20 protein-coding genes are annotated in these 26,336 nt (G+C 70.9%); 7 read left to right on the forward strand and 13 right to left on the reverse strand.

Annotated elements, in window-relative coordinates:
• Positions 1–55: 55 nt before the first annotated feature.
• Both GTY56_RS00425 and GTY56_RS00430 read right to left on the reverse strand, forming a co-directional pair.
• Positions 56–1,444 carry an insulinase family protein gene (locus tag GTY56_RS00425; protein WP_161361346.1) on the reverse strand — a complete coding sequence of 463 codons (1,389 nt, stop codon included), beginning with the start codon at positions 1,442–1,444 and terminating at the stop codon, positions 56–58.
• Positions 1,441–2,784, reverse strand: coding sequence for a M16 family metallopeptidase (locus tag GTY56_RS00430; RefSeq protein ID WP_161361467.1), 1,344 nt, complete (start codon positions 2,782–2,784; stop codon positions 1,441–1,443). Before GTY56_RS00430 ends, GTY56_RS00425 begins: the two co-directional genes overlap by 4 nt.
• Before the next feature lie 381 nt (positions 2,785–3,165).
• On the opposite strand from GTY56_RS00430, the gene GTY56_RS00435 reads away from it, so the two are divergent.
• Positions 3,166–5,619: a DNA gyrase/topoisomerase IV subunit A gene (locus tag GTY56_RS00435; RefSeq protein WP_161361348.1), complete on the forward strand. Its 2,454-nt coding sequence runs from the start codon at positions 3,166–3,168 to the stop codon at positions 5,617–5,619.
• On the opposite strand, the gene GTY56_RS00440 is transcribed toward GTY56_RS00435, so the two are convergent.
• On the reverse strand, positions 5,616–6,680 hold the full coding sequence (locus tag GTY56_RS00440; protein WP_161361350.1) for a GTP-binding protein: 1,065 nt from the start codon (positions 6,678–6,680) through the stop codon (positions 5,616–5,618). The two genes, GTY56_RS00435 and GTY56_RS00440, sit on opposite strands and share 4 nt — an antisense overlap.
• A gap of 567 nt (positions 6,681–7,247) precedes the next feature.
• On the opposite strand from GTY56_RS00440, the gene GTY56_RS00445 reads away from it, so the two are divergent.
• The gene (locus GTY56_RS00445) at positions 7,248–7,409 is read left to right on the forward strand and encodes a hypothetical protein (protein WP_161361352.1); all 162 of its coding nucleotides are present in this window, start codon (positions 7,248–7,250) and stop codon (positions 7,407–7,409) included.
• 91 nt (positions 7,410–7,500) lie between these two features.
• Here the strand turns inward: GTY56_RS00445 and GTY56_RS00450 are convergent, their stop codons facing one another.
• Positions 7,501–8,661, reverse strand: coding sequence for a citrate synthase (locus GTY56_RS00450; protein ID WP_161361353.1), 1,161 nt, complete (start codon positions 8,659–8,661; stop codon positions 7,501–7,503).
• Between the two features lie 110 nt (positions 8,662–8,771).
• Between GTY56_RS00450 and GTY56_RS00455 the strand changes: the two genes are divergently transcribed.
• The 4 genes from GTY56_RS00455 (at position 8,772) to GTY56_RS00470 (ending at position 13,494) form a co-directional block, all read left to right on the forward strand.
• On the forward strand, positions 8,772–10,031 hold the full coding sequence (locus GTY56_RS00455) for a citrate synthase (protein WP_161361355.1): 1,260 nt from the start codon (positions 8,772–8,774) through the stop codon (positions 10,029–10,031).
• Between the two features lie 53 nt (positions 10,032–10,084).
• Entirely contained in the window at positions 10,085–11,029 is a 945-nt protein-coding gene (locus GTY56_RS00460) for a sucrase ferredoxin (protein WP_161361357.1), read from the forward strand.
• Positions 11,030–11,140: 111 nt separating this feature from the next.
• Positions 11,141–12,814, forward strand: coding sequence for a sensor histidine kinase (locus GTY56_RS00465; RefSeq protein WP_161361359.1), 1,674 nt, complete (start codon positions 11,141–11,143; stop codon positions 12,812–12,814).
• Complete coding sequence (locus GTY56_RS00470) at positions 12,814–13,494, forward strand: response regulator (protein WP_161361469.1); 681 nt, start codon at positions 12,814–12,816, stop codon at positions 13,492–13,494. The genes GTY56_RS00465 and GTY56_RS00470 overlap by 1 nt, the downstream gene beginning before the upstream one ends.
• A gap of 71 nt (positions 13,495–13,565) precedes the next feature.
• Here GTY56_RS00470 and GTY56_RS00475 read toward each other — a convergent pair whose 3' ends face one another.
• The 4 genes from GTY56_RS00475 to GTY56_RS00485 form a co-directional block, all read right to left on the reverse strand.
• Positions 13,566–15,158, reverse strand: a complete 1,593-nt coding sequence (locus GTY56_RS00475; RefSeq protein ID WP_161361361.1) for a monocarboxylic acid transporter — start codon at positions 15,156–15,158, stop codon at positions 13,566–13,568.
• Positions 15,155–15,715 carry a DUF485 domain-containing protein gene (locus tag GTY56_RS00480; RefSeq protein ID WP_161361363.1) on the reverse strand — a complete coding sequence of 187 codons (561 nt, stop codon included), beginning with the start codon at positions 15,713–15,715 and terminating at the stop codon, positions 15,155–15,157. Before GTY56_RS00480 ends, GTY56_RS00475 begins: the two co-directional genes overlap by 4 nt.
• Positions 15,716–15,775: 60 nt before the next feature.
• Positions 15,776–16,033 carry a LuxR C-terminal-related transcriptional regulator gene (locus GTY56_RS41470; RefSeq protein ID WP_524540062.1) on the reverse strand — a complete coding sequence of 86 codons (258 nt, stop codon included), beginning with the start codon at positions 16,031–16,033 and terminating at the stop codon, positions 15,776–15,778.
• A gap of 311 nt (positions 16,034–16,344) precedes the next feature.
• A complete protein-coding gene (locus tag GTY56_RS00485) occupies positions 16,345–18,468 on the reverse strand; it encodes a DNA gyrase subunit B (RefSeq protein ID WP_161361364.1) in 2,124 nt (707 codons plus the stop codon).
• 442 nt (positions 18,469–18,910) lie between these two features.
• Between GTY56_RS00485 and GTY56_RS00490 the strand changes: the two genes are divergently transcribed.
• Positions 18,911–19,141, forward strand: coding sequence for a DUF7455 domain-containing protein (locus GTY56_RS00490; protein ID WP_033308327.1), 231 nt, complete (start codon positions 18,911–18,913; stop codon positions 19,139–19,141).
• A gap of 120 nt (positions 19,142–19,261) precedes the next feature.
• On the opposite strand, the gene GTY56_RS00495 is transcribed toward GTY56_RS00490, so the two are convergent.
• From GTY56_RS00495 to GTY56_RS00515, 5 genes are all read right to left on the reverse strand, one after another.
• Entirely contained in the window at positions 19,262–20,110 is an 849-nt protein-coding gene (locus GTY56_RS00495) for a S1 family serine peptidase (RefSeq protein WP_161361366.1), read from the reverse strand.
• A gap of 138 nt (positions 20,111–20,248) precedes the next feature.
• Positions 20,249–21,790: an RNA polymerase sigma factor gene (locus GTY56_RS00500; protein WP_161361368.1), complete on the reverse strand. Its 1,542-nt coding sequence runs from the start codon at positions 21,788–21,790 to the stop codon at positions 20,249–20,251.
• Between the two features lie 426 nt (positions 21,791–22,216).
• Positions 22,217–23,104 (reverse strand): FCD domain-containing protein, encoded by an 888-nt coding sequence (locus GTY56_RS00505; protein WP_161361370.1) that lies wholly within the window; start codon positions 23,102–23,104, stop codon positions 22,217–22,219.
• 161 nt (positions 23,105–23,265) lie between these two features.
• A complete protein-coding gene (locus tag GTY56_RS00510) occupies positions 23,266–25,425 on the reverse strand; it encodes an ATP-binding cassette domain-containing protein (RefSeq protein WP_161361372.1) in 2,160 nt (719 codons plus the stop codon).
• A 131-nt stretch (positions 25,426–25,556) separates the two neighbouring features.
• Positions 25,557–26,315 (reverse strand): NUDIX hydrolase, encoded by a 759-nt coding sequence (locus tag GTY56_RS00515; protein WP_107459931.1) that lies wholly within the window; start codon positions 26,313–26,315, stop codon positions 25,557–25,559.
• Positions 26,316–26,336: the final 21 nt, after the last annotated feature.

Consider the following 26,336-nt stretch of genomic DNA (forward strand, 5'->3'; position numbering starts at 1 on the left):
GCATAAAGGGGCCCTGGTGCCTTTGAAGACAACCAGGGCCCCTGCGCGCGTGCCGCTACTCGGCCGCGACGACGGTGACTTCGCCGATGCCCAGGGCCTCGACAGGCGCCTTGATCTGCGCCGCGTCGCCGACGAGGACGGTCACCAGACGGTCCACCGGGAAGGCGCTCACGGCCGCCGCGGTGGCCTCCACGGTGCCGGTCGCGGCGAGCTGACGGTACAGCGTGGCCTGGTAGTCGTCGGGCAGGTGCTGCTCGACCTGGTCGGCCAGCGTGCTCGCGACCGCCGCTGCCGTCTCGTACTTGAGCGGAGCCACCCCGACCAGGTTCTGCACGGCGACGTCCCGCTCGGCGTCGGTCAGTCCCCCGGCGGCGAGAGTGCGCAGCACCGTCCAGAGGTCCTCCAGAGCCGGGCCGGTGTTGGGCGTGTCGACGGAACCGCTGATGGCGAGCATCGCGGCACCCGTGCCGTCCGGCGCGGACCTGAGGACCTGGCCGAACGCCCGAACGCCGTAGGTGTAGCCCTTCTCCTCGCGCAGGACGCGGTCCAGGCGGGAGGTGAGGGTGCCGCCGAGGCAGTACGTGCCGAGCACCTGCGCGGGCCACACGCGGTCGTGCCGGTCCGGGCCGACCCGGCCGATCAGCAGCTGCGTCTGGACGGCGCCGGGGCGGTCCACGATGACGACCCGGCCGGTGTCGTCGGCGGTCACCGGCGGCACCGGACGCGGCTCGGCCGAGGAGCCCGTCCAGGCCCCCAGGGTGTCGCCGAGCAGGGCGTCGAGGTCGATACCGGTGAGGTCGCCGACGACGACGGCGGTGGCCGTCGCGGGGCGGACGTGCTTCTCGTAGAAGGCGCGAACGGCCGCGGAGTCGATCGCGGCGACCGTCTCCTCGGTGCCCTGCCGGGGCCGCGACATGCGCGCGTCCGACGGGAACAGCTCCTTGGAGAGCTCCTTGGCGGCACGGCGGGAGGGGTTGGCCAGTTCGTGCGGGATCTCGTCGAGGCGGTTGGTGACCAGCCGCTCGACCTCGCTGTCGGCGAACGCGGGCGCCCTCAGCGCGTCGGCGATCAGGTTCAGCCCCTTGGCGAGACGGGAGGCCGGCACCTCCAGGCTGAGCCGGACGCCGGGGTGGTCGGCATGCGCGTCGAGGGTGGCGCCGGCACGCTCCAGCTCGGCGGCGAACTCCTCGGCGGAGTGCTTGTCGGTGCCTTCGGAGAACGCCCGGGCCATGATCGTGGCCACACCGTCGAGACCGGCCGGCTCCGCCTCCAGGGGGGCGTCCAGCAGCACCTCCACGGCGACGACCTGCTGGCCGGGGCGGTGGCAGCGCAGCACCGTCAGACCGTTGTCGAGCGTGCCGCGCTCGGGGGCGGGGAAGGCCCACGGCTTGGCGTCGCCCGACTGGGGCCGGGGGTGGAAGTCCATCGTGGCGAGCTCGGTCACCGGGCCGCCTCCTCGTTCTCGTCCTGGTCGGCGGGGGCTTCGGGGGCGGTCGGCTCGTACACGAGCACCGCGCGGTTGTCGGGCCGCAGGCGGGCCTTGGCGACCTCCTGGACCTCCTCCGCCGTGATCTCCAGCACACGCTGGACGGCGGTCAGGGCGAGCTGCGGGTCGCCGAACAGCACGGCGTACCGGCACAGTTCGTCGGCGCGGCCGGCGACCGTGCCGAGCCGGTCCAGCCACTCGCGCTCCAGCTGGGCCTGGGCGCGCTCCATCTCCTCGGCCGTGGGGCCCTCCTCGGCGAACCGGGCGAGCTCCTCGTCGATGGCGGTCTCGATGGCCGGCACCTCCACGTCACCGGACGTCTTCACGTCCAGCCACCCCAGGGAGGGCGCCCCGGCGAGCCGCAGCAGGCCGAAGCCGGCCGCCACGGCCGTACGGTCGCGCCGCACCAGCCGGTTGTAGAGGCGGGAGGACTCGCCGCCGCCGAGGACGGTGAGGGCGAGGTCGGCCGCGTCGCACGCGCGCGTGCCGTCGTGCGGCAGCCGGTAGGCGGCCATCAGGGCGCGCGCCGGGACCTCCTCCTCGACGACCTCGCGCAGCTGCTCGCCGATGGTCTCCGGCAGCGAGCCGTCGCGCGGGGCGGGCTTGCCGTCGTGACCGGGGATGGAGCCGAAGTACTTCTCGACCCAGGCGAGGGTCTGCTCCGGGTCGATGTCGCCGACCACGGAGAGCACGGCGTTGTTCGGCGCGTAGTAGGTGCGGAAGAACGCCCGCGCGTCCTCCAGGGTCGCCGCGTCCAGGTCGGCCATGGAGCCGATCGGGGTGTGGTGGTAGGGGTGGCCCTCCGGGTAGGCGAGTGCGGTCAGCTTCTCGAAGGCGGTTCCGTAGGGGACGTTGTCGTAGCGCTGGCGGCGCTCGTTCTTGACGACGTCCCGCTGGTTCTCCATCGACTCGTCGTCGAGCGCGGTCAGCAGCGAGCCCATGCGGTCGGCCTCCAGCCAGAGCGCGAGCTCCAGCTCGTGGGCCGGCATGGTCTCGAAGTAGTTGGTCCGCTCGAAGCTGGTCGTGCCGTTCAGCGAGCCGCCCGCGCCCTGGACGAGCTCGAAGTGGCCGTTGCCCTTGACCTGAGCGGAACCCTGGAACATCAGGTGCTCGAAAAGGTGAGCCAGGCCGGTGCGTCCCTTGACTTCGTGGCGCGAGCCGACGTCGTACCAGAGGCACACCGCCGCGACCGGGGTCAGGTGGTCCTCGGAGAGCACCACGCGCAGGCCGTTGGCCAGGCGGTGCTCGGTCGCTGTCAGGCCCCCGGAGCCTGCCTGGGCTGTGGCCGTGTGACCCATGGGCATGTACGTCCCTTCGATCGCGGAGCGGTCTTCCCGACCGCGGATTCCTGCCGGTCCTGCCACTGTATGCAAGCGTGCGATGCCCTGGTGAAGTTCCCGGGCGGCGTACGCCGAGAGCGAGCACGGGCCGCCGTTCCCGCGGGGCTCCGGACGGCCCGGCAGGCGTCGCAGACAGGGTCCTGGTCCCGCTTGTCAGTGCGGCGGTCCACAATGGTCGGCGTCAGATCCGGATCGCAGCAGCATGAGCGAGCCGCAGGGGCGACCGGTGACGAGTGGGCGAACGCGCGCAGGACCCGAAGGGCCGGGCACGATCGACGTCTCCTCACCGGCAGGAACGCCCCGTAGGCGAGCGACCAGTAACAGGAGGAGCCGGCAGCGATGGCCCGCCGCAGCACGAAGACGCCGCCCGACGACTCGTACGAGGAGCGGATCCTCGACATCGACGTCGTCGACGAGATGCAGGGCTCCTTCCTCGAGTACGCGTACTCGGTCATCTACTCCCGCGCCCTGCCCGACGCACGCGACGGTCTCAAGCCCGTGCACCGACGGATCGTCTACCAGATGAGCGAGATGGGCCTGCGCCCCGAGCGCGGGTACGTCAAGTGCGCCCGTGTCGTCGGCGAGGTGATGGGCAAGCTGCACCCGCACGGCGACGCGTCGATCTACGACGCCCTCGTCCGCATGGCCCAGCCCTTCTCGATGCGGGTCCCCCTGGTCGACGGCCACGGCAACTTCGGCTCGCTGGGCAACTACGACCCGCCGGCGGCCATGCGGTACACCGAGTGCCGGATGGCCGAGGCGACGAGCCTGATGACGGAGTCGATCGACGAGGACACGGTCGACTTCAACCCCAACTACGACGGCCAGGAGCAGGAGCCGGTGGCCCTGCCCGCCGCCTTCCCGAACCTCCTGGTCAACGGCGCCTCGGGCATCGCGGTCGGCATGGCGACGAACATGGCGCCGCACAACCTGCGCGAGGTCATCGCGGCCGCCCGCCACCTGATCAGGTATCCGAACGCCGATCTCGACGCCCTGATGAAGCACGTCCCGGGCCCCGACCTGCCCACCGGCGGCCGCATCGTCGGCCTGTCCGGCATCCGGGACGCCTACGAGTCCGGCCGCGGCACGTTCAAGATCCGGGCGACGGTTTCGGTGGAGCCCGTGACGGCCCGCCGCAAGGGCCTCGTGGTCACGGAGCTGCCCTTCACGGTCGGCCCCGAGAAGGTCATCGCCAAGATCAAGGACCTGGTCGGTTCGAAGAAGCTCCAGGGCATCGCCGACGTCAAGGACCTGACCGACCGCGAGCACGGCCTGCGCCTGGTCATCGAGATCAAGAACGGCTTCGTGCCGGAAGCGGTCCTGGAGCAGCTCTACAAGCTGACGCCGATGGAGGAGTCCTTCGGCATCAACAACGTGGCCCTGGTCGACGGCCAGCCGCTCACCCTGGGTCTGAAGGAACTCCTGGAGGTCTACCTCGACCACCGCTTCAACGTCGTCCGGCGGCGTTCGGAGTTCCGCCGCGGCAAGAAGCGCGACCGGCTGCACCTGGTCGAGGGCCTGCTGACGGCCCTGCTGGACATCGACGAGGTCATCCGCCTGATCCGCTCCAGCGAGAACTCCGCGCAGGCCAAGCAGCGCCTGATGGAGCAGTTCTCGCTGAGCGAGGTGCAGACGCAGTACATCCTCGACACACCGCTGCGCCGTCTGACCAAGTTCGACCGCATCGAGCTGGAGTCCGAGAAGGACCGGCTCAACACGGAGATCGAGGAGCTGACCCGGATCCTCGACTCGGACGCGGAGCTGCGCAAGCTGGTCTCCTCCGAACTGGCCACCGTCGCCAAGAAGTTCGGCACCGACCGGCGTACGGTCCTGCTGGAGTCGGGCGGTGCCCCGGTCTCCGCGGTGCCGCTCCAGGTGGCCGACGACCCGTGCCGGGTACTGCTGTCCTCGACGGGCCTGCTGGCCCGTACGGCGAACGGCGAGCCGTTCGCGGAGGACGCCGGTGCCCAGCGCGTGAAGCACGACGTGATCGTCTCGGCGGTGCCGGCCACCGCCCGCGGTGAGGTGGGCGTGGTCACCTCGGCGGGCAGGCTGCTGCGGCTGAACGTGATCGACCTCCCCCAGCTTCCCGAGTCGCTGACGGCACCCAACCTCGCGGGGGGCGCGCCGCTGGCGGAGTTCGTCTCCCTGGAGGACGACGAGACGGTGGTCTGCCTGACCACGCTCGACGAGTCGTCGCCGGGCCTGGCGCTCGGCACGGCACAGGGCGTCGTCAAGCGCGTGGTGCCGGACTATCCGGCCAACAAGGAGGAGCTGGAGGTGATCACCCTCAAGGAGGGTGACCGGATCGTCGGCGCGGTCGAGCTGCGCACCGGGGAGGAGGACCTGGTCTTCGTCACCGACGACGCGCAGTTGCTGCGCTTCCAGGCGTCCCAGGTCCGCGCGCAGGGCCGCCCGGCCGGCGGGGTGGCCGGCATCAAGCTCGCCGAGGGCGCGAAGGTCATCTCCTTCACGGCGGTGGACCCGGCGGTGGACGCCGTGGTCTTCACCGTCGCAGGCTCGCGGGGCACGCTGGACGACTCCGTCCAGACGACGGCCAAGCTGACCCCGTTCGACCAGTACCCGCGCAAGGGCCGCGCCACGGGCGGCGTCCGCTGCCAGCGGTTCCTGAAGGGCGAGGACTGTCTGTCCCTGGCCTGGGCCGGCCCCGCTCCCGCGCTCGCCGCGCAGAAGAACGGCACCCCGGCCGACCTCCCGGACATCGACCCGCGCCGCGACGGCTCGGGAGTGTCCCTGGCGAAGACCGTGGCGGTGGTGGCCGGGCCGGTCTAGGCCGGGTCCGCGAGACCCGCCTCGGGGTCGCGCACGTACCGCAGGACGCCCCACATGCCGTGCTCGTCGGCGTGTGGGGCCTCGCTCCTGCACGCCTCCAGTTCCTTGCCGAGGGCGGGGGCGTCGATCCCGGAGCCGATGAGGACCAGCTGGGTGAGGCGTTCGCCGCCGCCCGGCCAGGGTTCGGGGTAGAAGCGCAGGAACCGCCCGACGGCGTGGACGGCGTAACGGTTGCGGACGTCGTGCGGCCCGAAGTCGACGTAGCCCTTGATCCGGTACAGCCCCTCGGACCTGCTGTCGAGGAAGGTCATCAGCCGGCGGGGGTCGAGGGGCTCCCGGGAGACGAACGACAGGCTGTCGTACGCGGCGTGCAGGTGGCCGTCGTGGGCGTCGTCGTCCCGGCCGTGCTCGTGCAGGTCGTCGAAGGAGAGCTGCCCGATGCGCTCCTCGCTCGGACGGCAGTCGAAGAGGAACTCGGGGTCGATCCGGCCGTAGGTGGCAGGGACGACGGCGGCGCGATCGACGAGGGACCGGACCAGCCCGAGGACGCGTTCGCCGTCCGCCGCGCGGTCGAGCTTGTTGACGACGACGAGGTCGGCCAGCGAAAGATGCCGGTCGATCTCGGGATGCCGGGCACGGGTGTCGTCGAACTCGACGGCGTCGACGACCTCCACGAGCCCGCCGTACACGACCCCGGGATGCTCGCTGGCCAGCAGCATCCGCACGAGTTCCTGCGGCTCGGCGAGGCCGCTGGCCTCGATGACGATGACGTCGATGCCGAGGGAGGGCTCCGCGAGCCGCTCCAGGTACTGGTCCAGTTCGCTCGCGTCGACGGCACAGCACAGGCAGCCGTTGCCGAGGGAGACCGTCGAGTCGCCCAGTGCTCCCGCGACGGCCATCGCGTCGATCTCGATCGCCCCGAAGTCGTTGACGATGGCACCGATACGGCTGCCGCCGCTGCGGTGCAGGAGGTGGTTGAGCAGGGTGGTCTTCCCCGAGCCGAGGAATCCGGCCAGGACGACGACCGGGATCTGCTGCGGTTTGGGGCTCGGCTGACTCACCGTGCGACCTTTCTCGCGCCGACGCGTGCACCGGCTCGCGTTCCCGGCACAGGTGGGTAGTGGGGATGCCGCCCCAGGATACGAGCCGAGAGATCAACACCGCAGTGAACGACCGTCAGGGACACTCGCGGAGCAGACGTCGGGCAGGGCGCGGTCTGCCCGACCCTCGCTTCCGTCTGTGCGCCTCCTCTTCGCCTTCCCGCCGGTCGGAGCCGCTCGGTTGCCTGGGAGGCCTCGAGCGCCAACCGCCTGCGCCGGACCGGCTCACACCAGCGGGCTCCGCACTGGGTTTGCTGAGCAAGGCGACGGCCGATGAGGCCGGCCGAGGCGCTCCCGCGACGGCACGTCACTCCCCCGAACGCATCACACCGCTGGGCGGTAACGAACCCATAAACCGGCGCGTTCCCCCAGGTGCCCACAAGGTTGACTTCCGCGCACCCCGTCGACCAGACCGGTCATCCCCATCAGCGCTCCACGCCGCCGGCTTGTCGAGGGCTGAGGGCCCGCATGGCCATATCGCACCGCCTCGTACAGAGGTCACGGAAGACCTCGTGGAGGGAACACGACATGAAGAGCGACCGCACCGAGGAGAAGCATGAGCAGGCCCCGGCCCTGGACATCCGCATCGGCGGGTTCCGTATGACGGTCCAACGCATGCCGGTGCGGCTGCTGACGGTCCTGATGACATGCGGCGGATCCGCGTTGACGGCATGGCTCACAACGCGGTGAACGGAGGGCAGCTCCGCACGCATCACGCCCGAGGACGGTCGCCTTCCGTCGGCGCCTGGTATCGCCAAGCCCTCCGCCCGGGGCCCCTCCCTCAGGCCGGCACGGGCACCGGCGCCTCCGGCCCCACGTACCGGGCCACCGGCCTGATGATCTTCGTGTCCTCCGCCTGCTCCAGGATGTTGGCGCTCCATCCCACCGACCGGCCGACTGCGAAGGTCGGTGTGAACATCTCGCGAGGCAGCCCGCAGAGTTCCATGACCACGCCCGCGTAGTACTCGACGTTGGTGTGCAGTTCCCGCCCGGGCTTCAGCTCCGCCAGGATCGCCTCGATGTGACGCTCGACCTCGACGGCGAAGTCCACCCGCGGACCGCCGAACCCCCGGGCGACCTCGCGCAGCATCCGGGACCGCGGGTCCTCCGTGCGGTAGATCGCGTGTCCGAACCCCATGATGCGCTCACCGGCGAGCACCCGCTGACGTACCCAGGGATCGATACGGTCGGGGCTGCCGATCGCGTCCAGGGTGTCCAGAGCCCGGCTCGGTGCACCCCCGTGCAACGGACCCGACAGCGCCGCCACCGCCCCGGCCAGGCATGCCGCCACATCTGCGCCCGTCGAGGCGATGACCCGGGCCGTGAAGGTGGATGCATTGAATCCGTGATCAATGGTTGAGATCAAGTATTGCTCGATCGCCCGCGCGTACCGCTCGCCCGGCACCGAACCGGTCAGCATGTACAGGTAGTTCGCCGCGTAGGTCAGGTCCTCGCGTGGCTCCACCGGTTCCCTCCCCATGCCCAGCCGGTGCAGCGCAGTGAGCAGCGTCGGTACGGCCGCGGCCGCCTCGATCGTGTCCGTCCGGCGCCGGTCGGCGTCGATGTCGTACACGGGGCGGAATCCCTTGGCCGCACCCAGCAGCGACAGCGCGGTCCGCATCCCGGCCAGCGGCCCGGAGCGCCCGCCGGCCGCGGCGATGGCCGGCAGGGCCGCCCGCACCTCGTCGGGCAGGCGCCGCAACGCCGCGGTCTCGGCCGCGAAGGCCGCACTCCGTTCGGCGTCCGGCAGTTCGCCGTGCACGAGCAGGTGCCAGACGTCCTCGAAGCCACGGGTCCGGGCGAGGTCGACGGCGGAGTACTGGCGGTAGTGGTAGAAGCCCTCCAGACCGCGCACATCACCGATCCGGGTGTCGGTGACGACGACACCGGCAAGCCCTCGGGGTGCTTCGACAAGAGTGGCTGCTGACCTGTTCACGGACATGACTTCCTCCCTGGACTTGACTCGACTGTCCATGGTTGACTAAACGTCTGTCAATATTGATTGAATCAATACATGAGTCAATGGTTCGCCGGACGGATACGGTGACCCCCATGCGCGATCAAGAGCCCGCCCCCCAGGGCACGGAACGGCGGTTGAGCACCAAGGAGGCCGCCGAGCTGCTCGGCGTGAAGCCGGAGACCGTGTACGCGTACGTGAGTCGCGGCCAGCTCAGCAGCCGGCGGGTGAGCGGCGGCCGGGGCAGCACCTTCGACGCCGGGGAGGTCGAGGCACTCGCCCGGCGCAACAGGCGGGAGAGCGTCGGCGGTTCCGGCTCCGGCGGCGAGCTCTCCGTCCGCACCCGCATCACGCTCATCGAGAGCGACCGCTACTTCTTCCGCGGTGTCGACGCGGTCGACCTGGCCACACGGCACACCTACGAGGAGGTCGCCGAGTGGCTGTGGACGGGCCGGATGCTCCCGGGCAGCTCGTTCACCGCGCCGTCCGCTTCCGTCGCCGTCGCCCGCCGCGCCGTCGACGCCCTGCCCGAACACGCGGCTCCCGCCGACCTGCTGAGGGTCGCGACGATCGCCGCCGCGACTGCCGATCCTCTGCGGTTCGACCTCTCCGAAGGTGCCGTACTCGGCACCGCGCGCAGCCTCATCCCCACGCTCGTGGCCGCTCTGCCCCCGGCGGGCCACCGGCGCCGCGACGAGGGCCCCCTGGCCCACCGCCTGTGGTCCCGGCTGTCGGTGCACAAGGACCCCGACGAGGCCTCCCTGCGCGCCCTGGACACCGCCCTCGCGCTCCTCGTCGACCACGACCTGGCCGCCTCCACCCTCGCGGTGCGCGTCGCCGCGTCCGCCCGGGCCCACGCCTACGCCGCGGTCTCCGCCGGGCTCGGCGTGATCGAGGGCCCGCTGCACGGCGCGGCCAGCGGGCTCGCCCACCGGCTGCTGCAGGACGTGCTCGACCAGGGCGACGCGGCACCCGTGATCGCGGACGAACTGCGTGCCGGCCGCCGCATCCCGGGCCTGGGACACCGGCTCTACCCCGGCGAGGACCCACGCGCGCGTGCCCTGTTCGCCCTCCTGGAGCAGATCCCGCGCGCGGAGCCCGCTCTCCTCGCGGCCCGCGACATCGTCGAGACGACCGCCCGGCACGCTCCCCTGCACGCCAACGTGGACCTGGCCCTGGCCGTGCTCACCGCGTCCTGCGGCATGGCCCCGAGCGCAGGCGAGACGATCTTCGCCGTGGCCCGGACGGCGGGCTGGATCGCCCACGCGCTGGAGGAGTACGGCGAGCGCCCGCTGCGGATGCGCCCGAGCGGTCTCTACGCAGGTCCGAAACCGCCGCAGCCACTGCCGGAGTAGCGCCGGCCGGGCCCGGGAGTCGCCGCGGTCGAAGTCAGGTTAGGCTCACCTCTGTGAGTACGTGCTCAAGCGTCTCCCGGGACTTCGCCGAGCCCGTTTCGGGAACCGCGGCCACCGCGAGGACCTGGCTGTTGCTGGAACAGCCCGGGCCGTGGGGTGCCAAGGCGCTCACCTCGAGCCACCTGGACCCCGCTCTGGGGCGTGCCCTGGAGGCGGCCGCCAAGGACACGGGCGTACGGATCGCGCTCATCCGCCGCCCCGGGCGCCACGCGGACCGCCGCATGCCCGCGGCGCGCCGGGTGTACGCCGCGCACGTCGTCCCCGGCAACGTATGGCTGCACAGCACCTCGACCCCGGACCCGGGAGAGCTGCTCGGCCTCGACTTCGCCGCACTCGGCAGGGGCGATCACCGTTCGTTCGGTTCGCTGCTCGGCGGACGGCCCCACGACGGTGACCCGCTCGCCCTCGTCTGCACCAACGGCAAGCGGGACCGCTGCTGCGCCCTCCTGGGCCGGCCGCTCGCGGCCGAGCTGGCGACCTCCGGGGTCGAGGGCGTCTGGGAGGTCACTCATCTGGGTGGTCACCGCTTCTCCCCCACGGTGCTCGTGCTGCCGTACGGATACGCGTACGGCCGGGCCGAGGCCCATTCCCTCAAGGAGGTGCTGCACGGCGCCCGCGAGGGGCGGATCGTCGTGGAGGGGTGCCGGGGCAGCTCGGCCTGGGAGCGGCCCGGTCAGGCTGCCGAGCTCGCCGTGCGCACCAGGGCCGGCGAATACGGCGCTCAGGCTCTGAGTGTCGTCCGGACGTCCGGCGCGGCCCCGCGCTGGGAGGTGACCGTCGCCCACGCCGACGGACGCCACTGGCAGGTCGACGTGGCTCAAGGTGCGGCCCTGCCGGCCCGCCCCGAGAGCTGCGGGGCGTCCGTCCTCGGTACTCCCGCGCGCATGGACGTGGTGGCGGTGCGCGAGGTGAGGATGACAACCTCACTGGCCAGCTGACCGTGCGGCTCGCCTCGGGTGCACGGGGATACCGCCTCCGTACACATTGATCGGGAGATCCACGCCACACCCGTCTGGGGCCGGCGGCCGGCCGCACGTACGGTCTTCGGTATGAGCCCCACGCCCCCAGCGCGCCGCCTGCGCCTCGGCCTGCCCCGACGGGTGTTCTCGCAGGTGCTGCTGATGCAGGTGGCGATCGCCGCGGGAGTCGCGGTGCTCGCGACCGGATTGTTCCTCGCCCCCCTCAGCAACCAGCTCGACGACCAGGCCATGCGCCGCGCCCTCGCGATCGCGCAGACGACCGCGCAGCTGCCGGACCTGGCGGAGGACCTGCGGGACACGCCGCCCTCGCCGCACGGCTCGGTGCAGCGGGAGGCGGAGCGGATCCGCAAGGCCACCCAGGCCGAGTACGTCGTGGTGATGGACTGGCGCGGCGTGCGCTGGTCGCACACGGACCCGAAGCAGATCGGCGGCATCGTCTCGACCGACCCCGGCCAGGCCCTGGCCGGCAAGGAGGTCATGGAGATCGACAGCGGCACCCTGGGCCGCTCCGCCCGGGGCAAGGTGCCCCTGCGCGACAGCGACGGCACCGTCGTCGGCGCGGTCTCGGTCGGCATCGCCTACGACAGCGTCCGGGCCCGGCTGATCCACGCGATCCCGGGGCTGCTCGCGTATGCCGGCGGTGCCCTGGCCGTGGGTGCGCTGGCGGCGTGGCTCATCTCCCGGCGGGTCCACCGGCAGACCAGGGACCTGGCCTTCTCCGACATCGCGGCGCTCCTGTCGGAACGCGAGGCGATGCTGCACGGCATTCGCGAGGGGGTCGTCGCCCTGGACCGCACCGGCCGCATCCGTCTCGTGAACGACGAGGCGCAGCGCCTGCTGGGGATCGGGGAAGCGGTGGTGGGCCGTTCACCCGACGAGGCGCTCGGCGCGGGCCGTACGGCCGATGTGCTGGCCGGGCGCGTCACCGGCACGGATCTGCTCACCGTGCGCGGCCAGCGGGTGCTGGTCGCCAACCGCATGCCCACCGACGACGGCGGCGCCGTGGCCACCCTGCGCGACCGCACCGAGCTGGAGCAGCTGGGCCGCGAACTGGACTCCACCCGCGGTCTGATCGACGCCCTGCGCGCCCAGGACCACGAGCACGCCAACCGCATGCACACGCTGCTGGGGCTGCTCGAACTGGAGATGTACGACGACGCCGTCGAGTTCGTCGGCGAGGTCGTCGGTGACCATCGGGCCACCGCGGAGCAGGTCACCGAGCGGATCGAGGACCCACTGCTCGCCGCCCTGCTGGTCGGCAAGGCGACCGTCGCGGCCGAGCGGGGCGTCGCCCTGGGGGTGTCGGACCGGACCCGGCTGCCCGACCGGCTGATCGACCCGCAGGGGCTGGTCACCGTCGTGGGGAACCTGGTGGACAACGCCCTCGACGCCGTCGCCGGCAAGCCGCACGCGCGCGTGGAGGTCGAACTGCGCGCCGAGGGGCGTACGGCGATCCTCAGGGTGCGCGACACGGGTCCGGGAATCCCGCCGGAGCACCGTGAGTTGATCTTCACCACGGGATGGTCCACGAAGGAGCCGCCGGCTCACCGCGAGCGGGGCATCGGACTGTCCCTGGTGCGCAGGCTGGCGGAGCGGCAGGGTGGCAGCGCTACGGTCGGCGAGGCGCACGGCGGAGGCGCGGAGTTCACCGTCGTCCTGCCCGAGGCGCTGGCCGGACCGGGTCCCGAACCGGCCGTTTCGACCGTGCCGTCCGCACCGCAGACCGCCGAGGAGGGGTCGTGATGATCGAAGTCCTGGTCGTGGACGACGACGTGAGAGTCGCGCGGGTCAACGCCGCGTACGTCGAGAAGGTGCCCGGCTTCCATGTCGCCGGAGAGGCCCACAGCGCCGCTGAGGCCCTGCACCGGCTGGAGACGCTGCCCCGGCTGGACCTGGTGCTCCTGGACCACTACCTGCCGGACGCGACCGGCCTCGCGGTCGTCCAGGAGATGCGGCGCCGCGGCGACCAGACCGACGTGATCATGGTGACGGCGGCCCGGGACGTCTCCACCGTGCAGGCGGCGATGCGGCACGGCGCATTGCAGTACCTGGTGAAGCCGTTCGCCTTCGCCGGTCTGCGCGCCAAGCTGGAGGCCTACGCGGAACTGCGCCGCACCCTCGACGGCGGCGGAGAGGCGGAACAGGCCGAGGTGGACCGCATCTTCGGGGCCCTGTCGGCGTCGTCGGAGCCCGATCTGCCCAAGGGCCACTCCCCCACCACGGCGGAGCTGGTCCGCCAGTCACTGATCCATGCGGACGGACCCCTGTCCGCCCAGGAGATCGCCGAGCGGACCGGAGTGAGCCGCCAGACCGCCCAGCGCTACCTGAAGCTCCTGGAACGCACCGGACGGGCCAGGCTGACCCTCAAGTACGGCGACGCCGGCCGCCCGGAACACCGCTATGTGTGGGCGACCCGCGGCTGAGACGACAACCCACGGCGTCTCCCCGAACCGGCGATGGCTTCGCCCCGACCGTGGCGTCGACGGCACCGCCGCTACGCCGCTCCCGCACCCGTCAGCGACCGCACCTCTGTCTCCGCGTGCTTGACCTCGTCCGGTACCTCCGCCGAGGTGACCGTGCCGAGCCAGCCCGCGAGGAAGCCGAGGGGGATCGAGACCAGCCCCGGGTTCTGCAAGGGGAAGTACTGGAAGTCGATGCTCGGGAACAGCGCGTCGGGGCCTCCCGAAACCACCGGTGACAGCACCACGAGCACCACCGCCGGGACCAGACCGCCGTAGACCGCCCACACGGCACCCCGTGTGGTGAAGCCGCGCCAGAACAGCGAGTAGAGCAGCACCGGCAGGTTCGCCGACGCGGCGACCGCGAATGCCAGGCCCACCAGGAACGCCACGTTGAGATCCCGCGCCAGCAGACCGAGCGCGATCGCCACCGCACCGACGCCGACGGCCGCGATACGGGCCACCGTCACCTCGCTGCGCGGCTTCCCGCCCCGGCGCCGCAGGGACGCGTACAGGTCGTGGGCCACGGAGGCCGAGGACGCGAGCGTGATGCCGGCGACCACGGCGAGGATCGTGGCGAAGGCGACCGCGGCGACGATGGCGAAGAGGACCGTCCCGCCGGTGGATCCCGCCCCACCGCCCAGATCGAGCGCCAGCAGCGGAACCGCGGTGTTCCCGGCCGCGTTCGAAGCGCGCACCGTGTCCGGCCCCAGGACGGCGGCCGCACCGAATCCGAGCACGATCGTCATCAGGTAGAAGCCGCCGATGAGCCCGACGGCCCAGACGACCGAGCGGCGCGCGGCCCGCGCGGTGGGCACGGTGTAGAAGCGGGACAGGATGTGCGGCAGCCCTGCCGTGCCGAGCACCAGAGCCAGCCCCAGACTGATGAAGTCGAAGCGGGCGGTCCAGTCCCCGCCGTACTTCAGCCCCGGCGCAAGAAACGCCGCGCCGTGCCCACTGCGCTCGGCTGCCGTGAGCAACAGCCGGTTCAGGTCGCCGTGGAAGCGCATCAGGACCAGCACTGTCAGCGCGATGGTGCCGCCGAGCAGCAGAACGGCCTTGACGATCTGGATCCACGTGGTAGCGCGCATCCCTCCCAGCGACACGTAGATCACCATGAGCGCGCCCACACCGATGACGGTCCAAGCACGCGCCGCGTCGCTCGTGCCCCCGAGCAGCAGCGCCACCAGGCTGCCCGCTCCGACCATCTGCGCCACCAGATAGAGAACGGACACCGTGACCGAGGAGGTTCCCGCCGCGATCCGGACCGGCCGTTCCCTCATCCTGGCCGCCACGACGTCGGCGAGCGTGAACCGTCCGCAGTTGCGGACCAGTTCGGCGACCAGGAACAGCACCACCAGCCAGGCCACGAGGAAGCCCACGACATACAGCAGTCCGTCATAGCCGAACAGCGCGATGAGCCCCGTGACTCCGAGGAAGGAAGCGGCCGACATGTAGTCACCGGCGATGGCAAAACCATTCTCCATGGGGGAGAAGAGCCGTCCGCCCGCGTAGAACTCCTCCGCCGAGCCACGCCGACTGCGGCTGACCCAGGTGGTGATCCCCAGCGTGACGGCGACGAACGCGCTGAAGAGCAGCAGCGCAAGCGTCTGGTGTTCTTCGGTCACGACGCACCGCCGCTCACGCCACGGGTCAGTTCCTGTGTGTCCCACCGCAGTTCGAGGGCAGCTCGGTCCCTGCGCAGCCGTGCGTGCCGCGCGTAGGCCCAGGTGAGAAGGAAGGTGGACAGGAACTGCCCGAGCCCCGCCACCATCGCGGCGTTCACCGCTCCCGCCACGGGCCGCGCCATCAACTCCGGTGCCGTCGTGGCGGTCACGACGTAGCCCACGTACCAGGCGAAGAACGCCACGGACGCCGGCACCACGAACGTCCGGTACCGCCGCCGCACCTCCTGGAAGGCCGCACTGCGCTGCACTTCCAGGTACACGTCGGTCGCCGGGGCCGCCGTGTCGCCCTCCGTCCGCGCCGACGGGACCACCGGCTGGGTCTGGGCCCCGTCGTCGGACGACTCGCCCCAGCCGGTGGCGAGGGCGTCGTACCAGGGATCGTCATACCTGAGCTGTCCGGCCTCCTCGGCCGGGACCGGATCCCGACCGTCGAGAGGCTCGACCCGGCTCTCTCGGCCGGCCCCGCCGCCACCGGGACGGCCCTTGCTTGGCTGCATGCCCAAGGATGGACAGAACGGGAAGATCCCCGACTCTTCTTCCCTTCACACTTCACCCCATCAGGTGACTGACCCGCAGGTGGGCCGCACGGTCCCTGTCCGTAGGCGTAACACACCGCCCGCGCGCGGTCCTTGACCCGGACCTGGTGAGAGTTTGCCGACGTGGGTCTTCACGGTCGCCGTGGAGACGTACAGCCTCCGGGCGATCGGCGGGTTGCTGAGCCCCTCGCGGATGAGTCTTCCAGCCGTACCTGGGCCGGGCCCGTGGCCGTCGGCGAAGGCACCCCACCACAACACGCCCAGGACCAGGCCCCGCACCTACCAGGCAAGTACGCCCCGGAGGGTCGAGAGTCCCTCGCGGCTGAGCGCCTTCCGGGAGGGCCACCGGGTCCAGGCGTTCCCCTTCACGCGCACTCCCTCCCCACGGGCCGCGCCGCGCCGTCACCGTACGCCCCGCTCAACCAGGCACCGGGGCGCAGGGACTTCGCGCGCCGGGCCAGGATTCCGGCATGGACGAGCAGGGCGCCGTCTCGGGACGGCCGGGGCGGTACCCAGGTCTCAGACAGGCCGGACCGCTGCCGACCGGGGCGTGCCCCCCGGCCCCACCCGGCAACAGCCCGGCGCTCCGGCTACGCGTCGATCCGCGACCGGTCCAGCGTCGCCGCCGAGTTGGAGATGAACTCCTTGCGCGGCGCCACGTCGTTGCCCATGAGCAGGTCGAAGACCTGCTCGGCCGCCTCCAGATCGGAGAGGTTGATCCGGCGCAGGGTGCGGTGGCGCGGGTCCATCGTCGTCTCGGCCAGCTGGTCGGCGTCCATCTCACCGAGGCCCTTGTAGCGCTGGATCGAGTCCTTGTAGCGGATGCCCTTGCTCTGGAACTCCATGAGCGTGTCACGCAGTTCGCGGTCCGAGTACGTGTAGACGTACTTGTCCTGCCCCTTCTTCGGCTGGACGATCTCGATGCGGTGCAGCGGCGGCACCGCCGCGAAGACCCGGCCGGCCTCGACCATGGGCCGCATGTAGCGGTGGAACAGCGTCAGCAGCAGGGTGCGGATGTGCGAGCCGTCGACATCGGCGTCGGTCATCATGATGATCTTGCCGTAGCGGGCCGTGTCGATGTCGAAGGTGCGGCCCGAGCCGGCTCCTATGACCTGGATGATCGCACCGCACTCGGCGTTCTTCAGCATGTCCGTCACGGACGACTTCTGCACGTTGAGGATCTTGCCGCGGATCGGCAGCAGCGCCTGGAACTCGGAATTCCGGGCGAGCTTCGCCGTGCCGAGCGCGGAGTCTCCCTCAACGATGAACAGCTCGCTGCGGTCGACGTCGTCACTGCGGCAGTCGGCCAGCTTGGCAGGCAGCGAGGAGGACTCCAGGGCCGTCTTGCGGCGCTGCGCGTCCTTGTGCTGCCGGGCGGCGATACGCGTGCGCGCCGCGGCGACGGCCTTCTCCAGCACGACCCGGGCCTGCTGGGCGGCATCCCGCTTGGTGGACGTCAGGAACGCCTTGAGTTCCTTCGTGACCACGTTGTTCACGATGCGCCGGGCGGCCGAGGTCCCGAGGACCTCCTTGGTCTGGCCTTCGAACTGCGGCTCGGCGAGACGCACGGTGACGACCGCGGTCAGACCCTCCAGGGCGTCGTCCTTGACGATGTCGTCCTCGGCGACGCGCAGGAGCTTCTTGGCGCGCAGCACCTCGTTCATCGTCTTGGCCACGGCCTGCTCGAAGCCGGCGACGTGGGTGCCGCCCTTGGGTGTGGCGATGATGTTGACGAAGGACCGGAGTGTCGTGTCGTAGCCCGTCCCCCAGCGCAGCGCGACGTCGACGCCGAGTTCGCGGGTGACCTCGGTGGGCGTCATCTGGCCGTGGTCGTCCAGGACGGGGACGGTCTCCTTGAAGGTGCCCTGCCCGGAGAAGCGGAGGACGTCGCAGACCGGCTTGTCGCTGGCGAGGTACTCGCAGAACTCGCTGATTCCGCCGTCGAAGCGGAAGGACTCCTCGCCCTTGCTGCCGCCCTCGCCGAGCCCGTACTCGTCACGCACGACGATGGTCAGGCCGGGCACCAGGAAGGCGGTCTGGCGGGCGCGCTGGTGCAGCGTCTCCAGGTTGAGCTTGGCGTCCTTGAGGAAGATCTGGCGATCGGCCCAGTACCGCACGCGCGTGCCGGTGCGGTTCTTGGGGATCTTCTTCGCCTTGCGCAGGCCGCTCCTGGCCTCGAACTTGGCCTCGGAGCCGTTCCCGGCGAAGGCGCCGGGAACACCGCGCCGGAAGCTGATCGCGTGGGTGTGCCCACCGCGGTCCACCTCGACGTCCAGCCGGGCGGACAGGGCGTTCACCACGGAGGCGCCGACGCCGTGCAGACCGCCGGAGGCGGCGTAGGAGCCGCCGCCGAACTTGCCGCCGGCGTGCAGCTTGGTCATGACGACCTCGACACCGGAGAGGCCGGTCTTGGGCTCGACGTCGATCGGGATGCCCCGGCCGTTGTCCCGGACCTCGACGGAGCCGTCGTCCTGGAGGATCACCTCGATGTGGTCGCAGTACCCACCCAGTGCCTCGTCGACGGAGTTGTCGATGATCTCCCAGACGCAGTGCATCAAGCCACGGCTGTCGGTCGACCCGATGTACATACCCGGGCGCTTGCGCACGGCCTCGAGCCCCTCGAGGACGAGCAGGTGCCGCGCGGTGTAGTTGGAACCGTCCCGGTCGGCTCCTGCCAGCAGAGCTGTGGACGGCACGGACGTCTCGGCGGTCACGCGGTTCGCTCCTCGCTGAATTTCAGATGGGGCCCTCGTGGGTAAGGGCGCGGCTTCGGTCACCGGTGAGAGGGTACCGAGGCCTGGTAGAGCCGTTGTAACGCCACCCTCGTCGGAAACTCACCCTAGTCCACACTCGCATGGGTGTTCGATCCCTCGATGGAGTGAAGTACACATCACGTTCCCTTCCAGGCATGAACCATTTAGGCTCCGGGCACGTCCTCATGAACAACCGGCAACCCAGCCGGGAGGACCGACCACCGATACAACGCGAAGCCCCGTAAGACACATAGACACGCAATACGGCACATTCGCCGCCAACCGGCAGCAGACAGCCGCCTCGCAAAGATTCTTTCGAGGAAAAGCCACGAGCGGGAACGTTTTGGGGCTGGTTGGATGTTGACCCTGGTACGACAGCTCGTCGAGCTAGAGAAGAGGCGACGTGACTACTGTTCTGACCCCTGCGAGCCAGTTGACGGCCGCTGATCGCTGCGACCGCTGCGGCGCCCAGGCGTACCTGCGCGTCGTCCTGCTCAGCGGTGGAGAACTGCTCTTCTGCGCCCACCACGGGCGCAAGTTCGAGCCGGAACTCAAGAAGATCGCCGCTGAGATACAGGACGAGACGGAGCGGCTCACGTCCGTTCCCGCGAACGCCTCCGAAGAAGAGCGCTGACACCTCGCGTCCGACGACGAGCCAGCCCGGCACAGGCCGGTGAACGGGCGGCTGCCTCTGATCACCAGAGGCAGCCGCCCGTCCTCGTCCCCCGGACCGGCCCGGACTCCGCCGGACGCCTCACACACCGTCCGAGGCTCGTGTCCAGCCGAGCGCCCGCATGAGGTGGGACACCCGCATGTACACACCGGGGTTGCCGGCGCGGCCACAGCCGATCCCCCAGGACACGAGCCCGATCAGCCGCCCCTGGGCCACCAGCGGCCCCCCGCTGTCGCCCTGGCAGGCGTCCCGGCCCCCCTCGGCCTCTCCGGCGCACAGCATGCTCGTGGCGTCGTAGGTGCCGTCCACACCGCCGGGATACGCCTCCTCGCACAGGGCATCGGAAAGCACACGCACGCGTGCCGCCCGCAGACCGTCCGGGTACTCGCCCGTGCCCGAGGTGTCGCCCCATCCGTACACCGTCGCGGCCTCACCGGCCGCGTACGCGGGGTCACCGTCGGCCGCCATGCTGATGACCGACTCGCCCTGGAGCGGTTCGGCCAGAGTGAGCACGGCGAAGTCCCCGGCGTTGGTGAAACCGTCATAGGCCGGGTTCACCCATGTACGGCTCACGGCGATCTCCTGGCCCTCACGGCCCGAGAGCAGGTCTGTGCGCCCGGCTATGACCTTGAGGTCCCGTACGCCCTCGGGAGGCCCGCCCAGGACGTCCTCGTCCAGACAGTGGGCCGCGGTGAGCACGGTGGTGCGGCCGACCGCCGCACCCCCGCAGAACTGCCCCGCGCGCGTACCCCCGAACCGGTCACGACTGGACAGGGCCACCGTCCACGGACTCTGGGAGGCCTCGACGGGAAAGCCCCCTATGACCACGCTGTCGGCGGCCACAGGGGCGCTGAAGCCCATGGACAGCGCGGGCACCGCGGCCGCCAGGGCCAGCGGCAGGACCAGAGCTCGAGCCAGTCGACGACGCATACACATTCCTCACTCCATGGTGTCGATGGGACACCCAGAGTGATCCAGCCCGCGGGACACCGCACCCCCGGCGAAGCGGCACGACGAAGGCCCGGCCCCCCTCGGGGGAACCGGGCCTTCCGTGTCCTACGGCCTCGCTCAGTCGAGGTAGTCGCGCAGCACCTGCGAACGGGACGGGTGGCGCAGCTTCGACATGGTCTTGGACTCGATCTGACGGATCCGCTCACGCGTGACGCCGTAGACCTTGCCGATCTCGTCGAGGGTCTTCGGCTGACCGTCGGTGAGGCCGAAGCGCATCGAGACGACGCCCGCCTCACGCTCGGACAGGGTGTCCAGGACGGAGTGCAGCTGCTCCTGGAGGAGCGTGAAGCTGACCGCGTCGGCCGGGACGACCGCCTCGGAGTCCTCGATGAGGTCACCGAACTCGCTGTCGCCGTCCTCGCCGAGCGGGGTGTGCAGCGAGATGGGCTCACGGCCGTACTTCTGGACCTCGATGACCTTCTCGGGGGTCATGTCGAGCTCCTTGGCCAGCTCCTCCGGGGTGGGCTCGCGGCCCAGGTCCTGGAGCATCTGGCGCTGCACACGCGCGAGCTTGTTGATGACCTCGACCATGTGCACCGGGATACGGATGGTGCGGGCCTGGTCGGCCATGGCGCGGGTGATCGCCTGACGGATCCACCAGGTGGCGTACGTGGAGAACTTGTAGCCCTTGGTGTAGTCGAACTTCTCGACCGCGCGGATCAGACCGAGGTTGCCCTCCTGGATGAGGTCCAGGAAGAGCATGCCGCGGCCGGTGTAGCGCTTGGCCAGGGAGACCACCAGACGGAGGTTGGCCTCCAGGAGGTGGTTCTTGGCGCGGCGGCCGTCCTCGGCGATGATCTCCAGCTCGCGCTTGAGCTTCGGGGCCAGCTTGTCCGCGTTCGCCAGCTTGTCCTCGGCGAACAGCCCGGCCTCGATGCGCTTGGCGAGCTCGACCTCCTGCTCGGCGTTGAGCAGGGGGACCTTGCCGATCTGCTTGAGGTAGTCCTTGACCGGGTCGGCGGTGGCACCGGCGGCCGCCACCTGCTGGGCGGGCGCGTCGTCCTCGTCCTCGTCGGAGAGCACGAAGCCCGCGTTCTCGGTGGTGCCCTCGGGCTCCTCACCGGCCTTGCCGGGCGCTGCCTCCTCGAGCACCTCCTCCTCGAGGATCTCGGCGTCGTCCTTCTTGGCGCTGGTCTTCTTGGCCGCCGTCTTCTTGGCGACGGTCTTCTTCGCGGCCGCCTTCTTGGCGGTCGTCTTCTTGGCAGCCGCCTTCTTGGCGGGCGCCTCCTCCTCGACGGCGGGCTCGGCGGCGGGCGCCGCCGGCGTGGCGGTGGCGGTGGCCTTCCGGGTGGTCACCGCCTTGGCCGCGACCGTCTTGGTGGCGGTGCGCTTGGCGGGACTCTTCGCTGCGACGCTCTTTCGGGTGCGCTTGGGCTCTGCGGCACTGACCATCAGCGTCACACCCTCTTCCTCGAGGATCTGGTTGAGGCTGCGCAGTACGTTCTTCCACTGAGTGGCCGGAATCTGGTCAGCTTCGAAGGCCCGACGCACGTCATCGCCGGCGATCTGCCCCTCAGCCTTTCCCCGCTCAATGAGCGCCATGACAGAGACGGACTCGGCGATCTCCGGCGGGAGCGTACGGGATGTGCTGGCCGACACGAACAACCTCTCGGAACGTTGGAAAACGGCTTCCGGCCCCGTCCACAGTGGACAGGAGCCGACCGCCGGCTTGGGGATGGGCCGACGGCGCGGGCGGGGGCCGGGAAGATGCACAGCGCCGTGAACGGCGTCCGTATTCCCTCCGCGGCTGTCACCTCTTAGGTCATCGCGTTCTTCCCGCGAGCGTTACGCCCAATCCGCGTGGCCCGAGTCACACCCCGTAAGCGAACGAAAACGGTCAGATGCTGACAGAAGGGGTCACATGCGGTACCGACTCGGCCGCCCCGCCACGCCTCGCCCCCTTCGCGCCGTCGGACCCCGCAGGATCACTGGGATCCCACGAGGTCCGACGGGAGGCGGATCACCGATCAGGCACTGCCACAGGAGGGGGGTGGCACACCCGGCCGCGCCGCCCGCGGAACTCGGTCAGTGCTCGCGCGGGGCGGGCACGACCCGTTCCACCTCGGGATGGACCGTGAGGAGCTGGCGCATGGCCGCCTCGGCCGCCGCGCCGTCGCCGGTGGCGAGGGCGTCGCAGATACGGCCGTGGTGTGCCAGGGACGCCTCGTTCGGCCGGTCACAGCCCGTGACCGGCCCGCCCGAGACCTGAAGGGCCGCGGACACGATCCCGGAGAGGTGCTCCAGCATGCGGTTGCCCGCGACCTGGATGAGGAGCGAGTGGAACTCCGAGTCGGCGCGGGAGAAGGTGAGCGCATCACCCTGGGCCATCGCATGCCCCATGATCTCGACCATGTCCGCAAGGCGCTGCTGGACGTCCTCGCGCCCGTGACCGGCCGCGAGGCGGGCGGCGAGCGGCTCGATCGTCCACCGCAGCTCGCTCAGCTCACGGCGCTGGTCGTCGCGCTGGGGCCCGAAGGCCCGCCACTCGATGATGTCCGGGTCGAGGAGGTTCCAGTCGCTGACGGGGCGCACGCGCGTGCCGACGTTCGGGCGGGCGCTCACCAGGCCCTTGGCCTCCAGGACGCGGAGCGACTCACGGACGACGGTGCGGGAGACCTCGAAGCGCTGGCCGATCTCCTCGGGTACCAGCGGGCGGTCGGCACCCAGGTCGCCGGAGACGATCATCTGACCGAGTTGCTGAACGAGTTGGCCGTGCAGCCCGCGTCCGCGGCTGCCCGCGGCGCGTCGGCCCACCCGGCCCAGCTCGGGGTCCCCGCCGTCCCAGGCAGGGACCCCGACGCGGTCGACGGCGGGCGCCTCGGCGTACGGGTAGCGGTCGAGTTCGCCCGGGCTCGCGAGGCCGGAGTCAGCGGAGCGGGCGGCGGTCATCATGGTGTGCGCAAGGGTACTCACGCATCCTTTGTCGGCCTCGTCTCCAACTCCCTTGAGGTCTTTGGTGAAAAGCACACGAAAGGGTGATCGCTCACCCCGTCGCAATTGACGCCTTATCGGAAAGAAATGGGCGTTCTGCGGGGAGTTGTGGGCATGGCCGGACCAAGGGTTACGGACAGTCGTCACCGGAAGCGGCTGCGCAGTCCGGTCAGCAGATACGCGCAGAGCAGCGCTGTCAGCGACAACGTCAGTGCCCCGCCCACGGGTTGGGAGATCACCTTGAGGGCGGCTTCCAGATAGCGCTCTCCCCCGAAGGGCCATCGCGGCAGGAGAGCCTCCCGCAGCCGCATGGGCAGTCCGGCCGCGGTTCGCACGGACGGTCCGTTCACGAGCTGGTGCACGACAGGTACGACGAGGAGGGGGACGGCCGCGACGGCGGCGAGTCCGGCAGTGGTGGACCGGAAGACTCCGGCGGCGAGCACACCGGCCCAGGCGCAGCCGACCACGAGCCCGATCCAACTTGCACTCATGGGGAACCAGTCGGCGGGAACCCGGGCGAGCTCCCGTCCGTAGACGAGATAGAGCACTTCGGCGTCGCAGCCGACGGTCAGCACGGCCAGCACCAGCGCAGTGACCGAGGAGACGAGCAGTTTGGCGGCCAGCAGCCCCAGCCGGCGTGGCACGGTGCCGCGGTCCGCCGCCAGGGCGGGGTGGCGGAACTCATCACCGAAGGACAGCGCTCCCAGCAGTCCCGCGCCGAGCGCCGCGGGCGGCAGGGGCAGCTCCCGCGGCCATGCGGCCAGCAGCCGCGGCTGAGGCGTGTGGCCGATGCGTGCGAGCACGACGGCGGTCACCGCGGACACGGCGAGCACGACCGCCCCCGTCAGGAACCCTGTACCGATCCCGACGGCACGGCGGATCTCGTAGCGCAGGGGACGCAGGGGGCTCGGGGCAGTGCGGACGGAGATGGGCGGCGGCAGAGGGGGCAGCGCGTCGAGCGTGCGGGCGGGGCGGCTGCCGGCAGGGAGCAGTGTTCGGGGCGCGAAGGACGCGGTCTTCGCCAGGGGTCCGTCGCTGGACTTCGTGGTCGAGTGTGCCCCCAGGAGTTCCGGTGGCTCGGAGGCAGGGTGCGGGTGCACGGGGGAGGGCGACGGCTCGTCCGCGCCCGGTTTGGGCGTGACCGTGCCGGATCGCGACTCTCGGGCGCCTTGCTCTGATGCGCCGTGCTCAGGTGCGCCTTGTCCTGTCGCGCCCTGCCCTGGTGCGTCTGACAACGGTCCCTGCCCAAGCGGGGACCGCGATCCGGTTGTGGAAGTCGTGGGATCGGTCACGAACGGTCTCGACGGGTCGAGAGACGACGCTGCTTCCGAGGGCAGCGGCGCACAGTCCGCCCGGTGCGTTCCGGTGACGTGCCCCGCGGCAAGGACCCGGTCACGCGGCCCACTGGTCCGAGCAGAGCCTGCGCCGGGCCCCATGTCGCCTACCTCATCGGCGAGTTGATGAACCACGATGCCGTGACGGAAGGCGATCTCGCCGACGTCCGCACACGTACCGCCGTACACCGAGAGACGGTTGCCGCCCTCTCGGACGACCTCGACCGAACGCTGCGAGGTGCGGGCCTGCTTGGCCAGAAGAGCTGCCAGACGGGCTGCATGAGGGCTGCGTACGGCGACCCGGGGACGGAGGCGGGTGCGCGAGAACTCCGCGACGCCCTGGTCCGCTACGAGCCTGCCCTGTTCGAGGGTGACGACGTGATCGGCGGTGCGCGCGGCCTCCTTGGGGTCGGCCGTGGTGAAGAGCACCGTGCCGCCCTGGGCGGCGTGGGCGCGCAGCATGTCGTGCAGCCAGGTGCTCTCGCGAGTGGACAGTCCACCGGCCGGATCGTCGAGGACGAGGGTGTGCGGGTCGGCGAGGAGGACGCAGGCCAGACCCAGGCGGCGGTCCATGCCGCGGGAGAGGGTGCCGAGGCGTTCGTCGCGCAAGCTCACGAGCCCGACCGCCTCAAGGACTTCATCGGCACGCCGGACCGGGACCCCGGCGGCAGCGCACAACATGCGCAGATGACCGCGGACCGTGCGGGCGGGGTGCCCCGGCACGTCCCCCAGCAGCACGCCTACCTCGCGCGAGGGATGGGCGATGCGGCGCAGGGGGCGGCCCCGGAAGTGGGTGATGCCACGACCTGGTTGCAGTTCGAGCATGAGTCGGAGAACCGTCGTCTTGCCGGCGCCCGGCGCCCCGAGCAGCGCGGTGGTGTGGCCCGCGCGCGCCTCGAAGGAGACGTCGTCGGCTGCGGGCGGAAGCTCCTTGCGGGGGTTGCTGGTCAGTCCGAAGGCCTGGATCACCCGTAGCAAGATAGCGCGCTATGTCCGGTTTTCCGGGCATAGCGAGCCTGCCTCGGATGTGGCCCTCATCGTGACCGGGCTGCGGGCGGGTCGAGTTCCGGGACCGGCGCCGCACGCGCCCGGCCCGCCGCTCACACCTCGGGGCGCAGCATCGGGGGGTTGAGCAGCGTCGCGCCGCCGGCACGGAACAGCTGGGCCGGGCGTCCGCCCTGGCGGGTGGTCGTCCCACCGGTGGGAACGAGGAATCCAGGGGTACCCGTGACCTTGCGGTGGAAATTGCGCGGGTCGAGCGCCACGCCCCACACCGCCTCGTAGACACGGCGCAGTTCCCCGACGGTGAATTCGGGCGGGCAGAAGGCGGTGGCCAGCGACGAGTATTCGATCTTGGAGCGGGCTCGCTCCACTCCGTCCGCGAGGATCTGCGCATGGTCGAAGGCGAGGGGTGCGACCGGCTCGGTGTCACGCCCGTAGCCGCCCTGCTGCAACAGTTCCTCGACCGGGGCCCACCGCGCGTTGCTGGCGTCCCCGCCCGCTCTAGGCGCGGGCAGGTCTGGGGCGAGAGCCAGGTGCGCGACACTGACGACCCGCATTCTGGGGTCCCGCTTGGGATCTCCGTAGGTGGCGAGCTGCTCCAGATGTGCGCCGTTGTCCTGCGCCGGGACGGACGGGTCGTGGACACCCAGCCCGGTCTCCTCGGCCAGCTCACGCTCCGCCGCCTGTGCCAGGTCCTCGTCGGCCCGTACGAAACCGCCGGGCAGCGCCCAACGCCCCTGGAACGGCGGTTCGCCCCTGCGTACCGCCAGCGCGCACAGGGCATGGCGGCGCACGGTCAGCACGACCAGGTCCACAGTGACGGCGAAGGGAGGAAACGCTGACGGGTCGTAGGGCATGCGGCGATCATAGTCGTCTGC

This window comes from Streptomyces sp. SID5643 (genome assembly GCF_009872555.1).
In the GTDB taxonomy this organism is placed as follows: domain Bacteria; phylum Actinomycetota; class Actinomycetes; order Streptomycetales; family Streptomycetaceae; genus Streptomyces; species Streptomyces iakyrus.

What these genes read in the sequence shown, in the direction of transcription:
- GTY56_RS00480 (WP_161361363.1), bottom strand. Translation starts at nt 15,715, where the DNA reads ATGCAGCCAAGCAAGGGCCGTCCCGGTGGCGGCGGGGCCGGCCGAGAG.
- GTY56_RS00495 (WP_161361366.1), bottom strand. Translation starts at nt 20,110, where the DNA reads ATGCGTCGTCGACTGGCTCGAGCTCTGGTCCTGCCGCTGGCCCTGGCG.
- GTY56_RS00450 (WP_161361353.1), bottom strand. Translation starts at nt 8,661, where the DNA reads ATGTCCGTGAACAGGTCAGCAGCCACTCTTGTCGAAGCACCCCGAGGG.
- GTY56_RS00430 (WP_161361467.1), bottom strand. Translation starts at nt 2,784, where the DNA reads ATGGGTCACACGGCCACAGCCCAGGCAGGCTCCGGGGGCCTGACAGCG.
- GTY56_RS00435 (WP_161361348.1), top strand. Translation starts at nt 3,166, where the DNA reads ATGGCCCGCCGCAGCACGAAGACGCCGCCCGACGACTCGTACGAGGAG.
- GTY56_RS00515 (WP_107459931.1), bottom strand. Translation starts at nt 26,315, where the DNA reads ATGCCCTACGACCCGTCAGCGTTTCCTCCCTTCGCCGTCACTGTGGAC.
- GTY56_RS00470 (WP_161361469.1), top strand. Translation starts at nt 12,814, where the DNA reads ATGATCGAAGTCCTGGTCGTGGACGACGACGTGAGAGTCGCGCGGGTC.
- GTY56_RS00465 (WP_161361359.1), top strand. Translation starts at nt 11,141, where the DNA reads ATGAGCCCCACGCCCCCAGCGCGCCGCCTGCGCCTCGGCCTGCCCCGA.
- GTY56_RS00445 (WP_161361352.1), top strand. Translation starts at nt 7,248, where the DNA reads ATGAAGAGCGACCGCACCGAGGAGAAGCATGAGCAGGCCCCGGCCCTG.
- GTY56_RS00455 (WP_161361355.1), top strand. Translation starts at nt 8,772, where the DNA reads ATGCGCGATCAAGAGCCCGCCCCCCAGGGCACGGAACGGCGGTTGAGC.